General features: G+C 41.8%; 10 protein-coding genes. All 10 read left to right on the plus strand.

Annotation, left to right across the window (positions count from 1 at the left end):
* Positions 1 to 86: 86 nt before the first annotated feature.
* The 10 genes from EL241_RS01845 (at position 87) to EL241_RS01890 (ending at position 14,035) form a co-directional block, all read left to right on the plus strand.
* Positions 87 to 2,027 carry a BglG family transcription antiterminator gene (locus EL241_RS01845; protein WP_003757384.1) on the plus strand — a complete coding sequence of 647 codons (1,941 nt, stop codon included), beginning with the start codon at positions 87 to 89 and terminating at the stop codon, positions 2,025 to 2,027.
* Positions 2,011 to 2,460 (plus strand): PTS sugar transporter subunit IIA, encoded by a 450-nt coding sequence (locus EL241_RS01850; RefSeq protein ID WP_115346156.1) that lies wholly within the window; start codon positions 2,011 to 2,013, stop codon positions 2,458 to 2,460. Before EL241_RS01845 ends, EL241_RS01850 begins: the two co-directional genes overlap by 17 nt.
* 19 nt (positions 2,461 to 2,479) lie before the next feature.
* On the plus strand, positions 2,480 to 2,788 hold the full coding sequence (locus tag EL241_RS01855) for a PTS fructose transporter subunit IIB (protein ID WP_003757390.1): 309 nt from the start codon (positions 2,480 to 2,482) through the stop codon (positions 2,786 to 2,788).
* Between the two features lie 28 nt (positions 2,789 to 2,816).
* On the plus strand, positions 2,817 to 3,851 hold the full coding sequence (locus EL241_RS01860) for a PTS fructose transporter subunit IIC (protein ID WP_052009055.1): 1,035 nt from the start codon (positions 2,817 to 2,819) through the stop codon (positions 3,849 to 3,851).
* A 31-nt stretch (positions 3,852 to 3,882) separates the two neighbouring features.
* The gene (locus EL241_RS01865; RefSeq protein ID WP_036103639.1) at positions 3,883 to 6,486 is read left to right on the plus strand and encodes a glycoside hydrolase family 38 N-terminal domain-containing protein; all 2,604 of its coding nucleotides are present in this window, start codon (positions 3,883 to 3,885) and stop codon (positions 6,484 to 6,486) included.
* Between the two features lie 115 nt (positions 6,487 to 6,601).
* Positions 6,602 to 10,453, plus strand: a complete 3,852-nt coding sequence (locus tag EL241_RS01870) for a GH92 family glycosyl hydrolase (protein ID WP_126320301.1) — start codon at positions 6,602 to 6,604, stop codon at positions 10,451 to 10,453.
* Between the two features lie 180 nt (positions 10,454 to 10,633).
* Positions 10,634 to 10,939 (plus strand): PTS sugar transporter subunit IIB, encoded by a 306-nt coding sequence (locus EL241_RS01875; RefSeq protein ID WP_003757399.1) that lies wholly within the window; start codon positions 10,634 to 10,636, stop codon positions 10,937 to 10,939.
* A gap of 4 nt (positions 10,940 to 10,943) precedes the next feature.
* Complete coding sequence (locus tag EL241_RS01880) at positions 10,944 to 12,212, plus strand: PTS sugar transporter subunit IIC (RefSeq protein ID WP_003757401.1); 1,269 nt, start codon at positions 10,944 to 10,946, stop codon at positions 12,210 to 12,212.
* A gap of 15 nt (positions 12,213 to 12,227) precedes the next feature.
* On the plus strand, positions 12,228 to 12,587 hold the full coding sequence (locus tag EL241_RS01885) for a PTS lactose/cellobiose transporter subunit IIA (RefSeq protein WP_003757403.1): 360 nt from the start codon (positions 12,228 to 12,230) through the stop codon (positions 12,585 to 12,587).
* Between the two features lie 2 nt (positions 12,588 to 12,589).
* Positions 12,590 to 14,035 carry a glycoside hydrolase family 1 protein gene (locus tag EL241_RS01890; RefSeq protein WP_036103643.1) on the plus strand — a complete coding sequence of 482 codons (1,446 nt, stop codon included), beginning with the start codon at positions 12,590 to 12,592 and terminating at the stop codon, positions 14,033 to 14,035.
* The last annotated feature ends 58 nt before the right edge of the window (positions 14,036 to 14,093 follow it).

Genomic DNA, 14,093 nt, shown 5'->3' on the forward strand with positions numbered 1-14,093 from the left:
AACTTCCATAATAAAAGCGAAAAAGTATCCGTATGGTGAATAGTGTAATCAAGCTATAATGAAAGCGTATTCAGGAAGGTGAGTGTATGGAGGAGATTTTGGAATACAAGTATATCGAGGTTTTAAAATATTTAATTGAGCATCGACATACGACTTATAATGAACTGGCTCAATATTTAAATGTATCCACGAAAACGGCAAGTAAGTATGTGCGAATATTGCAAGAATCATTGGCTGAGGAAGAAGAGGTTGCGATTCATGTAAAGCCGCGGTTCGGGATAGAAATGGTAGGGACAGAGGAGGCATGGCTCTCCATTTTACTGTCGATGCAACGACCTAAAAACGATAGCATCCAAGACCGAATCACGCATGTATATTCGCGTTTGCTTAATACAAAAGGTCACTTGAAAATACAGGATCTTGCAGATGAATTGTTCGTTAGTCGAGCGACTATGGAAAATACGATCAAGGAAATCAGAAAGAGACTGGAAAAAGAAGGTGTAGCGATTGTAAGCAACCGAAATGGTCTCAAAATCGATGCTACGGAGAAAATGAAGCGTCATTTCATGTCAGATGTGATCAGTTACTATTGGGGCGGAGTAACTGCTACTAATTTATTTAAAAAAGAAGAACTGGAACTCGGAATCAATATGATCGGCGACACCACAAATATTATTGATGTGAATCTACTTCATTCGATCACTAATGTGCTGAATATATTTATTGAATCCACTTCGCTGCAAGTGACAGAATACGAATACCAATCACTCTCGATCCACTTAGCAATCGCGATCGAAAGAATCAAAAAGAATTTCTATATCGATAAAAAAATCGCTCCGGCAAATGCACCTTCTAAATATGCAACGCTGCTAATCGAATTGCTTGAAGAGAAATTTCAAATCCAGTTGCCTGATTATGAAAGAGAATACATTGACATCCATATTCTGGCAATCGAAAAAAGTTCTTTAAATGATACCGATGGAGAGATGCTGCAAGTATTGGATGATAGTGAAAAACTTCAGCAGATCATCCGGTCGACATTAGGAGGTTACAGTCCGGATGAAGAGCTGATAAACAGCTTACTCGTTCACTTAAATGCAGCGGTCAAACGATTGAAGTTGGAAGTTTCTATCCATAATCCGTATACAGAAGAAATCAAGGGAAACTTTTCGGGCGCATTTGCTATCAGCATTGAATTAGCCAGTGCGATCGAGGCTGGATTTGCGATTAAACTCAATGAAGACGAGATTGCTTTTATCACACTTCACATCCAATCTTTTTTAGATCGTGAAGCCCAGACCAAGCGGGAGGTTATTCTCGTTTGCAGCAGCGGTTACGGGACTTCCAAATTACTGGAACAGCGAATCAGGCAGACGTTTGGGGCGGCCCTTCACGTGAAACAAGTTTTAGGGATTCGGGACTTGCAAAAAGCAAACATCCAAGATGAACTGATCATCAGCACGATTCCTATTGAGAAATCAAATTCGCCGATTTTAGTAGTTAGTCCACTGATGACAAATGCAGATATCCAAAAGATCAACACGTTTCTTACAAAACACACCACTAGTTCCAGTGACGTTTTTTTAAAGCTTCTAAAAAAGACATTTGTATGTATTTCCACGGCGGGGCCTGAGAAAAGGAATGCGGTTTTAGAGAAAATAACCAGCACTCTACTGACACACGGCTATGTCCATGAAGGCATCTATGAGGGCAGTCTGAAACGTGAGAAATTAGCTTCCACGGCGATGGGGATGTTTGCAATGCCACATGCTGAGATAACTTATGTAAATAAACCATCGATCTCAATGTATGTAAATGAAAACGGGATAGATTGGAATGGCGATACCGTCCAAGTCGTTTTCTTCTTTGCTTTAAATCAAGCAGTCAAAGAATCGATCAATCAAATTTATGCGTACTTCAATGAAGTGATCTCGAATCATAAAGTAATGAAGAAATTACCACATTGTAAAACATATTCAGAAATAACAAACGTTTTGAAAGAGGTTTTATATGATGATACAAAATAAAATAAAAAAAGAAAATATTCTACTCGATTTAGAGGCGGCGACAAAACAAGAGGTCATTGAAAAAATGTCTGAAAAGCTTTATGAGAATGGTTTTATCAATGAAGCTGAAACCTTCCAGACCGCTGTTTTTGAGCGGGAAGCTCATATGACGACGGGAATCGGGAATAATTTAGCTATCCCACATGGGAAAAGTGAGACGGTCCAAGAATCAACGGTGGCATTTGCTAAATTAAAGCAGCCTGTAGAGTGGGGATCATTAGATCAAAAACCGGTAAAATTTGTATTTCTCCTTGCAATCAAAGCAGCAGATAAAGGAGAAGAACATTTGCGCGTATTAGCAGAGCTATCAGAAAAATTGATGGATGATGAATTTGTAGCACAACTGAAAGAGGCATCTACGCGAGAAGCTATTGTAAACGCGCTGGCATTTTAAAATCTAGGAGGAAAAGAAAATGACAAAAATAGTAGCAGTAACAGCATGTATCGCCGGAATCGCGCATACGTATATGGCGAAAGCTAATTTAGAAAAATTTGCTAAAAAAGAAGCAATCGATATGAAGGTTGAAACGCAAGGAGCAATGGGGATCGAAAATAGATTGTCAGCTGATGATATCGCAGCGGCAGATGTCGTGATCTTTGCCGTAGACACAAACGTGGCAGAACGAGAACGATTTGAAGGCAAACAGCTTTTAGAAGTCGGCACGGTAGATGTTGTCAAAGATGGCGAGAAAACGATCAAGCAGGCATTAGCATTATTGTAGGTATTATAAAATTCAGGAGGGTAAGAAAATGAATGCTAGAAAATTAGGGAAAGAAATGCTTAATCACTTCCAAAGTGGCGTATCTTACATGATTCCATTGGTAACCGCAGCAGGTCTACTTACTTCTGTTGCTGTTATATTTGGTGGAAGCGGCGTTTGGGATACAACGGATACATTCTGGGGCGTTATTCGAATGATCGGGCAAACCGGTTTGAACTTTATTGTACCAATGATCTCCGGTTACATTGCTTATTCTATTGCTGATCGACCTGGATTAGCCCCGGCGTTTATTACGGGGATGATTGCTTCACAGATGGGGACTGGATTTATCGGCGGGATGTTCACCGGTTTGGCAGTCGGCTATTTAGTCAACGTATTGAAAAAACTTCCAGTGCCAGCAAAAATCATGAGCTTAAAATCATTGATCATTATTCCATTTATTGCAACTGCCATTATTGGTTTGATACTCTGGTATGTCGTAGGGACCCCGATCACCATGTTGACAGAAGGATTGACCCATTGGTTAAACGGCATGTCGGGTACAAATGCAGCACTGCTTGCGGCTATCTTAGGTGCGATGATGGCTTTCGATATGGGGGGACCTGTCAATAAGATCGCGTATGCATTTGGTGTCGCTTCCTTTTCTTCAGGCAGCTATGCAGCAAGTACAGCGATGCTACTTGCCATTGCGATTCCGCCGTTCGGCATGTTTTTAGCAACATTGCTCAATAAAAAACTTTATTCGGAAGCAGAGCGGGACAATGGTAAAACAGCAATCATCATGGGGGCGGTCGGTATCACAGAAGGAACGATTCCTTTCGCCGTTGCTGATCCGCTGCGGGTCATTCCTAGTATTGTCGTGGGTACGGCAGCAGCATGCGGATTAAACGGCTTCTTCGGGATCACCCAACATACCATGTTGGCAACTTTTATGGCGATCCCATTTACCTCTAATGTATTGCTTTACTGTGTTTCGATCATCGTTGGCGGATTGATAACAGCGTTGATGGTCAATACACTAAAATCGATCAAGTTTAAAAAAGAAGCAAAAAAAGCAGCATAACGCAAAAATATGAAAAAGGCAGGTCGATAACATGACAAAAGCACATATCGTACAGCATACGCACTGGGATCGAGAGTGGTATTTCACAGCAGAGGATGCAAAGGTTCTAAGCGATCAGGTTTTTACAGAAGTATTAGATGAATTGACAAACAATCCGCATGCTAATTTCTGCTTGGATGGACAGTCTTCCATTGTGGATGAGTATGTAGAGATCAATCCGGAAAAGCTGCCGGTGATTCAAAAGCTGGTAGCAGAAGAGCGGTTGTTTATTGGCCCATGGTATGCCCAAACTGATGCGCTATTGGTAGACGCAGAATCGATTTTACGGAACTTGATCATTGGGATCCACGATACTGCTGCAAAATACGGAAAACCAATGATGGTCGGTTATTTGCCTGATACGTTTGGATTCAACGCTCAGCTGCCGACATTATTGAATCAAGTCGGTATCGACAATTTCATGTGCTGGCGCGGGTTAAACTTTGAAAAATTAGTTCCTTCCCCTTACTTTATCTGGAAAGGGCTTGGAGAGCGATCCGTCTATGCAATGAATTTCCCGTTTGGATACATGACAGGACTTATGACGATAGAAGCGCAGAAAAATATTTCGACATTTGTGAAAGAAAAATTAGACCCGGCGATTGGATTTTTGCAAGATCACGGCGATAATAGCACCATTTTGATTCCGTCGGGGATCGATCAAAAAAACATGGTACGGAATCTGGAAAAAATTGTGCCGCAAATCAACGAAGCAAGCAAGTTTGAAACGGTCATCTCTGATTATCCGGCTTATGTCGAGCAGATCAGACAAAAGCAGAATCTTCCCAGCTATCAGGGCGAGTTACGGGAACCAGTCTATTCACGAGTCCATCGTTCTATCGGTTCCGTCCGTTCCCAAATGAAACTCGATAATTTCCAGCTGGAACAGCGAATATTGCGACGCATTGAACCATTGATGGTGATCGCGCAAAAAAATGATATTCAAGTCAGTAACGGCCTATTAAAGCGTTTATGGAAAAAAACAATGGAAAATCAAGCGCACGATAGCATTGGCGGATGTGTCTCCGATAACGTGGCGGAGGACATCATCCACCGCACCAAAGAAGCATATGAAATCGCAGCAGGATTAGAAAATCTAATTGCAAAACGGCTTGCAGACAGCCTCGAACTGACTCCGCAACAAGTGCTGATCTTTAACACAGATCCTGTTCCTTTTAGTGGTGAGAAAATAGTCCATATTGTCAGTCGGACGAAAAACATCCGCTTTAAGGACAGTGAAAAAGCCGTGCTTATCAATGAAAAATACTATCCTGAACGGCATAATATCCAGCGTTTAGTAGCTACCGGGTTTGAATATATCTCCGAACCGGCCTACTATGAATTAGATATCGCAATTGATGTTACTATTCCAGGATTAGGATATACCGTGGTTGAATTCATTGAAGGAGATAAACCCTTAGAAACAGCAACGGTTAGCGAAGAAACAGCTATCACGAATGATTTGTATACGTTGGCTTTTGAAGCGGGGAAGGTAACACTGACCACCAAAACCGGCCGCGAGATCCATGATTTCATCCGGCTTGTTGATAGCGGCAACAATGGTGATACGTATGACTTTTCTCCATTAGCTGACGAGGTTGAAAAAGCATTGCAGTTTGAGAAAGCACATGTGGAGAAAGACAGTTCTAAACAAAGCCTGATTATCGAAGGCTCAGCCGATTTGCCATATGATTTGGATGATCGGATGGCAGAAAACCCGAAAACTAAACCGGTAGCATTCCAAGTGACACTCAACTTGAAAGCAGATGCACTGATCGAAGGAGAGATCACGCTTGATAATCAAGTATTATCGCATCGGGTTCGCCTACAGTTGCAGGTAGATGATCTAAGCGGAACCACAGTTGCCCAGATCCAAAACGGATTTGTGACCAACAAACCAGACCCAGTACCGGCGGATTGGCAAGAAAAATATGTTGAGAAGCCCGTCGATCTCCATATCTTCGAGAAAAGTCTTTCAGTGGAATATGCAGGTAGCACTTTAACTGCTTTTGCGGATGGGCTGAGAGAATACGAGCGAATCGATGACAAATTGCTGATTACTTTATTTGCCACTACCGGACAGCTCGGCAAACCAGATCTAGCTTGGCGTCCCGGACGTGCTTCCGGTGATACAACGAATGAAGGGCATATTATGATGCCAACTCCTTTAGCGCAAGAAATCGGCGAGCGAAAGTTTACGTTTGCGGTGGAAATCGTTGAGGGAACACTGGATCAGCATGCGATTGCCAAAACAGCTATCACGCGGTTAACACCGAGTATTTCCTACCAAAAACAGGAATTGAATAAATTTATCAACCGCTTAGACAATAAAATCTGGCCGCTTCAATATCCAGCTAAACCGCAAGCAACGTTTTCACTATTAGAAATTACAGATCAGATGTTAGTTTCCGCTATCTATCCAGCTTATTCGGAAGTGGGTAGTTATGTCGTTCGTTTGGCAAATCCAACAGACGAACCGATGAAGCTTCCCGAGGAACTGCTTCAAAAAGGCAGAGTAGTGAATGCGCTAGAGCAAGAAATCACCATGCAGTCAGAAATAGCGCCTTTTGATTATGTGACGCTATTGATTAAATAAATGCAGATGAACAGTCGCTCTGCGCTTTTGGCAGCCGACTGTTCTTTATAGTTTGCAATCACCAGCTATCTTTACTATAATGAAAGCGCTTTAAAAAATAATAAGGGGATGGGAAATGACGATGAAAAAGCTTGTTTTTTACATGATCGTAGTTATTTGCGCAATAGGAACGGCAACGGGGATGAACGCAAAAACGGGACATGCAGCAAAGAACAATCAGCTTTTTTACACATCATTTGAAGACGGCACAGAGACAAATTTTGTACAAGATGAATTGAATCAAAAGAAAGCAGCAAGAAATGTAACTAGTACTTTTACACCGGTTATCCATGGGGATATAACGAGTACTGTTGTGAACGATCAAATCACTGGCAGTAAAGATTTTAACGAACAGGAAATAAAGGCCAATCTATTTGATGACAGTGTAAGCACGAAATTTTTGACCAATGAAAATAATGGGAAAAACGTGTGGGTCGCGTTTCCTTTGAAAGAAGCGAAAGAAGTGAAGGTTTATGCACTTGCTTCTGCCAATGATGAACCAGGACGAGATCTTAAAAGCTGGAAATTGCTGGGAAGCAATGATTCTGAAAATTGGCAAACAATTGATGAAAGAAAAGATCAGTCTTTCAGTGAACGGGGCATGTGGAAAAAATATCCAATCGCTTCAAGTGAAAAGTACAAATTCTACAAGTTAGCTGTTTCAGAAAATAATGGTGCAAGCATGACACAGTTGGCGGAATTGCGTTTGGGAACAGGCGATAAGAAAGACGATCCTACTTCCAGCGCGCAAATGAGCTCGCAGATCAGCACCGGACCGAAAGATGCACTCAATCAGCTTAAAAACAAAGGCTGGACTGGTGACAAAGCTGCTGTTGTAAAAGGTTCGATCGCCAAGGGAGGAGATGCTTACTCCTATAATAATATTGTCAATGACGTCAATATCAAGGTGTCTAAAAATACACGACTACAGTATAAGGTCATGCCGACTTCCGAGTCCGGCAGCTATGATTCTCATTATGATTACGACTATACACCGATGTACGCAGCAGTGGATCTAGAATTTGCCGATGGGTCCTATTTAAGTGATCTCAAAGGGAAAAGCGAGGATGGTGTGATCGTCTCCCCGCAAGAACAAGGCAAATCGAAAACACTTTTATACAATCAATGGAGCCAGATCACTGTCGACCTCGGTAAAGTCGCAAATGGTAAAACCGTCAAACGCGTATTATTGGCTTATCACAACCCGAATGCCAAAAAAGGAAAGCAATTTGCCGACTACTTTGATGATATCAAGTTAACCAACGAGAAACCTGCGCAGCCAATGCAAAAAGTAGATTATGTCAATACGCTGCGAGGAACCAACAATAATACGAATTTCTCACGTGGACTGACGTTGCCGGCCACTACAGTACCGAACGGCTTCAATTTCTGGTCGCCAGCTACGAACTATAATGACAACAATAATTACGAATATCAACTCAATAGCGATAAGAAGTTCCAATATATGACAGTCAGTCATGAACCTTCTTATTGGGTCGGAGATAGAGGGACATGGCAATTTATGGTCAATACTTCTATCGACAGCCAAAAAGTCACGAGTGGCGCGGACATCGATCATGGAAAATATGCATCGGCATTCAGTCACGAACAGGAAATTGCCAAACCACAGCTTTATCAGATAAGTTTCCCTGATAAATCAAACGCTGCCGGCGCAACCATGAAACTGACACCGACGATGCACGGAGCAGTAACGACTTTTACATTTGATAAAGCAGCTCCTCACAAAAATGTGATTTTTGATTCCGCTAGAGGAGATGGAAAGCTGACCTATCACACAGAAGACCAATCGTTTGAAGCAGCGACAAAGCATTCCAGCAATGGGATGAAGACGATGTATGTATATGGCAAATTTGATACGCCGTTTAGCGTCGCAAAAGTGGAAAACAGCAAGCAAGGAATTGTCAGTTTTGATGATGAAAAGACTAATCAAGTAGAAATGAAGGTGGCTACTTCGTTTGTGAGCTTAGCGCAAGCCAAGCATAATTACCAACTTGAACTGGAAAAAAACACATTTGCACAAGCGCAAAAACAAGCAGAAAAAGATTGGAATGCCATTTTAGATCGCGTGAGTGTCCAAGGTGCTACCGGTAATCAGCTAACCACCTTGTATTCCAACATGTACCGCTTATACATGTACCCAAACCTATACTCGGAAAATGCCGGAACAGCGGCAAAAGAGAAATGGGTATACAGCAGTCCGTATGAAGGGACAGATGATAAACCCGTCATCAAAACAGGAAAACTTTATGCAAATAACGGTTTCTGGGACACCTACCGTACGACTTGGCCGGCATATTCTTTATTATCGACTCCCAAAAAAGAAGCTGAATTAGTAGACGGACTCGTGCAACACTATCGCGATCAAGGTTGGGTGCCGCGCTGGATCGCACCAGGTGGAACAAACAGTATGGTTGGTACCAACTCTGACATCATCTTCGCCGACGCCATGATGAAAAACATTTCAATGGATAAAGAAGCCGCTTATCAGTCCGCTTTGAAAAATGCTAGTGTCTTTTCCGACGATCTAGTAAACGGTGGCAGAAAAGACCTCAATCAATCCGCTTTTCTCGGCTATGTACCATCTGAAGAAGATTCATTCGGATTGTCTTGGTCTATGGAAGGCTACATCAATGATCTGGGACTTTATAAAATGGCGAAAAAACTAGGTCATAAAGATGAAGCGGCTTATTATAAAAACCGGGCGCTAGGCTACACGGAAATGTTTTATTCCGGCAATGGAGTCGAAAACAAGTGGTTTAAAGGGCGGAAAGCAAATGGCTCATGGACCACAAAAGCATCTGATTTTTCGCCGATTGACTGGTCACGCGACTATACTGAAACAGATGCCTATAATATGGCAGTATCAGTGCCACAAGATGGGAATGGGCTTGCTGCATTATATGGCGGACCTAAAAAGCTGACGGAGAAAATCGACAGTATCGTTAATACACCGGGTGATTTTACCACAAGTGGAGGTGTCATCCATGAAATGCGGGAAGCTAGAGAAGTGAAATTAGGGCAATACGGGCATAGCAATCAGCCGTCACATCATATTTTGTATATGTATGCCTTCTCTAGCGAACCTTGGAAAACACAAAAATATGTACGTGATATCTTGGCAAGAACTTACGTAGGATCTGATTTTGGTCAAGGGTATATCGGGGATGAAGATAACGGCGAACAATCCGCTTGGCAGATTCTTTCCTCCATGGGATTATATCCGCTCACACTATCAAGCAACCAATTTGTATTGGGGTCACCGTTATTCAAATCGGCATCTATCAAACTTCCAAATGGCAAAACGTTGACCGTAGACGCACCAAACAACAGTGATAAAAATGTGTATGTCGATAAAGTTACTTTCAATGGCAAGAAAATAACAAGCTTAGCGATCGATTACAAAACGATCATGAAAGGCGGTACGTTGAAATTCAATATGTCGGCGAAACCAAATAAAAAACGCGGTACTGCCGCAAAAGACAAACCCATGTCACTGACTAAAAGCGGTAAGACACCAACTGTAAAAACAGATGTCTTAGACCACAGCTCTGCGGTCAAATCTACAATCGATAATTATCAAGAGCTGATCGACAACAACAGTAAAACAAGCGTACAGATCGATAATAAAAATGAGTTGACTGTTTCGTTCAATAAAGCGAAAAAAGTAAAATTGCTTACATTGACCAACACGAAAACAAAGACTACTTTCAAAACGATCAAAGTCTTGGGTTCGCAAAATGGCAAGAAATGGCAAAAAGTATCCACGATCAAGCAACTTGATTTTAACTATGATTATTTCACGAAACCATTCTTGATAAACCCGAATAGCAGCAAATTCAAGCATTATAAGCTCGTATTTTCTGGCAGCGGGGAATTAGGCGAAGTAGAACTGCTGGGTAATAATTAAAGAAAATTTATAAGGTTCCATAAAAAAGCAGAAAAGGAAAATCGCCGTTTACGATTTTCCTTTTCTGCTTTTGATTTACGACCAAACAATACTTTCCTACCCCGAGGAAAAAAGTAAATTTGTAAGCGCTGTCTATGCATCCTATAATAAATGTATAAATAAAAGAAAGTGGTGAAGACAATGAAAAACATTTTACTGATTTGTGGTTCAGGCGCTTCAAGTGGTTTTATGGCGGCATCAATTCGGAAGGCTGCGAAGAAGAGAGGGGAAACGATCTCGGTAAAGGCGGCGAGTGAATCACAGCTGGATGAACGAATCAATGAGATCGACTATTTATTGATCGGTCCGCATTTATCATACATGCTAGATGATTTGACAGAGCAAGTGAAAGACAAGCATGTAAAAGCGGCTGTTATCCCTCAAAATATTTATGGCTCGCTGAACGGAGAGAAAGCGCTAGATCTAGTTTTGAGTTTGGAGGACTAATAAAATGAATAGAATAATGGATTTTATGACAAATACATTTGCCCCGAAAGTGAATAAGATCGTGAAAAATCCATGGATCTCTGCGATTCAGGATTCGATCATGGCGGCTTTGCCATTAGTGTTCGTGGGTTCACTGGTAACGGTCATCTCGCTGCTGCGGAATTTATTCCACTGGATGCCGGACTTTTCCATGATCAGTAATTTTTCATTCGGGATGTTTGGACTGATCGTTGCTTTTATGATTCCTTACTATTTAATGGAGAAAAAGGGGCATAGTGGTCAAAAGTTGATCTCTGGTTCTACGGCAGTCGTCCTGTTTCTCATGCTGCTTTTCCCGACGGTTCAAGAATCGGGGGAAATTACATTCATTCTTTCTCGTTTTGGAGCGACAGGAATGTTTTTAGCAATCATTACTGGATTATTTGTAGGTTTTGTTATGAATCTAGCGGCGAAAAGATCCTTGTTCGACGAAGATACGCCGATTCCAGATTTTGTAGTTGGCTGGTTCAATAGCCTGCTGCCGATCACTTTTATCTTGGTTGCAGGCTGGCTTGTAACCGTGCAGTTCCATATTGATTTCTTCAATGTCGTCTTACTGGTATTTAGTCCGTTAGCAAGCATCATCCAATCCTATCCGGGCTTTGTTTTATCGGTATTTATTCCCGTTTTTCTATATACATTCGGGATCTCGGGTTGGGTAATGATGCCGGTCATCTATCCTGTTTATATGGCAGGACTGGCTGCTAATGCCGATGCTGTTGCTCATGGTGCGAAAGCAGTAAATATCGCTACTCAGGAAACCATCTACGCATTCTCGTCAATGGGCGGGATCGGAACGACTTTGGCACTATCTTTTATGATGCTGCTAATCAGTAGATCGGCGCAGTTGAAAGCGATCGGAAAGGCGGTATTTATACCGTCGATCTTCAATATTAATGAACCATTAGTGTTTGGCGCACCGATCGCATTCAACCCGTACTTGATGATCCCGATGTGGATCAACAGTCTACTTGTTCCATCCTTGGCATATCTTTCCATGTCGCTAGGATTGGTCAATATACCGACCCATTCCTTCTTGCTCTGGTATATGCCTTACCCGTTCACTTCCTACTTGGCAACGCAAGACTTTCGGGCAGTCATTGTGTGTATCGTTATTTTTGCCATCACATGGGTTATCTTCCTGCCGTTCTTTAAGGCATACGATAATTCTTTATTAAAACAAGAAGCAAAAGAAAATTTAGAAGAATCACAGCTAGAAGCGGCTTCTAATTGATTTGGAGGATGTATTATGGAAACAGAGAAAAAAGAATATATCGAAGAAAATGATCGTTTAAATCAACTATCGATGAATATTTTGGTTCATGCGGGAAATGCTCGCGATTGCTTGGTGCAGTCCTTAGAGAGTTTAGAGGAATCAAAATTCGAGAAGGCGAAAGAGGAAATCAAGGAAGCTAGAAAGGAAGTTGTGGTTGCACATGGATTGCAAACGGATACCTTGCAATTGGAAGCATCTGGTCAGCAAATTCGCTATTCAACGCTGTTCTGTCATGCTCAAGATACACTGATGACTGCACAAAGCGAGATTTTGATCGGCGAACATTTAATCAAGTTATTTACAAAATTAGACGCTAAAATGGGAGGGCTTTAAAAATGAGAGCAGCATTTACAATGCCGGAAGATTTTCTTTGGGGCGGTGCGATCGCGGCGAACCAAGCGGAGGGTGCCTATAAAGTAGATGGAAAAGGTATCAGCTTAGCCGACTTGCATAAGTATTATCCTGAGAAATCGAATGAAGAAATCAGCGCGGCACAACATCAAGGTATGTCTGTAGCAGAAGTAAAAGCAAACTTAGCGGATGAGACCGGCTATTATCCCAAACGGCATGGCATTGATTTTTACCATACGTATCCCGAAGATCTGGCTTTGCTAAGTGAAATGGGATTTAAAACATTTCGGACGTCGATCGATTGGACACGGATTTTTCCGACCGGAGAAGAAACAGAGCCAAATGAAGCGGGGCTTGCTTATTACGACCGCTTGATCGATAAAATCATTGAGCTGGGAATGGAGCCGATCATCACGATCCTACATTATGAAACACCTGTTTCGATCACCCTTAAATACGGCGGCTGGAATAATCGTGCTGTCATTGATTTGTTTGTGAAATATGGTAAAGTCGTTTTAGATCGCTACAAAAAGAAAGTGAAATATTGGATCGCGATCAATCAAATCAACCTGATCCAGTTTGAACCATTCAACTCGACAGCTGTTGCTTATGACACGGTAGATAATTATGAAGAAGCAAGTTTCCAAGCGGTGCATCATCAATTTGTCGCTAGTGCTCAGTTGGTTCAATATGCGAAAACGATCAATCCGGAAATCCAAATGGGAACGATGGTAGCAGATTGTACGGCATACCCGTTTTCTTGTAAACCGGATGACATTATTTTAGCTTTGAAGCGAAACAGGATGCAATACTTCTATACAGATGTACAATTCCGCGGAGAATACCCGCAATACGCGTTAAATTATTTTGCCAGCAAATCCATCGAATTATCGATCACAGAAGCAGATAAGGAACTTTTGAAAAATAATACAATGGATTATCTCGCTATTTCGTATTATTATTCGCAAATGGTCGATTCTAGCAAAAATGATTTGAATCCGGCTTCGGTAACCGCTAATCCTAATTTAACAGCAAACCCATGGGGATGGGCGGTCGATCCGCAAGGCTTGTACAACTCGCTTTCGCAGTATTGGGATCGTTATCAAAAAGCGATCATTATTGCTGAAAATGGTTTTGGGATGTACGATAAACTGGAGGACGGCAGCGTGCACGATGATTATCGGATCGCTTATTTATCCGAACACATCAAACAAATGAAAAATGCTATGGCTGATGGTGTAGATGTTATTGCTTACTGCGCTTGGGGGCCGATCGATATCGTCAGCTGCTCTTCCGCGCAAATGGAAAAACGTTATGGCTTTATCTATGTCGATCTAGATAATGAAGGAAATGGATCAGGCAAACGGATAAAGAAAGACAGCTTTGAGTGGTATAAAAATGTGATCGCGTCAAACGGCGAAGTTTTATAAGTAAATAATAGGAGAGAGGATGATTGTCTAGAAAGCGTAAAACAATCATTCCTCTTTG

It is taken from the genome of Listeria grayi, assembly GCF_900638015.1.
GTDB lineage: Bacteria > Bacillota > Bacilli > Lactobacillales > Listeriaceae > Listeria > Listeria grayi.

Coding starts and splice junctions, on each gene's coding strand:
- EL241_RS01890 (WP_036103643.1), top strand. CDS start 12,590: ATGAGAGCAGCATTTACAATGCCGGAAGATTTTCTTTGGGGCGGTGCG.
- EL241_RS01860 (WP_052009055.1), top strand. CDS start 2,817: ATGAATGCTAGAAAATTAGGGAAAGAAATGCTTAATCACTTCCAAAGT.
- EL241_RS01845 (WP_003757384.1), top strand. CDS start 87: ATGGAGGAGATTTTGGAATACAAGTATATCGAGGTTTTAAAATATTTA.
- EL241_RS01865 (WP_036103639.1), top strand. CDS start 3,883: ATGACAAAAGCACATATCGTACAGCATACGCACTGGGATCGAGAGTGG.
- EL241_RS01885 (WP_003757403.1), top strand. CDS start 12,228: ATGGAAACAGAGAAAAAAGAATATATCGAAGAAAATGATCGTTTAAAT.
- EL241_RS01855 (WP_003757390.1), top strand. CDS start 2,480: ATGACAAAAATAGTAGCAGTAACAGCATGTATCGCCGGAATCGCGCAT.
- EL241_RS01870 (WP_126320301.1), top strand. CDS start 6,602: ATGACGATGAAAAAGCTTGTTTTTTACATGATCGTAGTTATTTGCGCA.
- EL241_RS01875 (WP_003757399.1), top strand. CDS start 10,634: ATGAAAAACATTTTACTGATTTGTGGTTCAGGCGCTTCAAGTGGTTTT.
- EL241_RS01850 (WP_115346156.1), top strand. CDS start 2,011: ATGATGATACAAAATAAAATAAAAAAAGAAAATATTCTACTCGATTTA.
- EL241_RS01880 (WP_003757401.1), top strand. CDS start 10,944: ATGAATAGAATAATGGATTTTATGACAAATACATTTGCCCCGAAAGTG.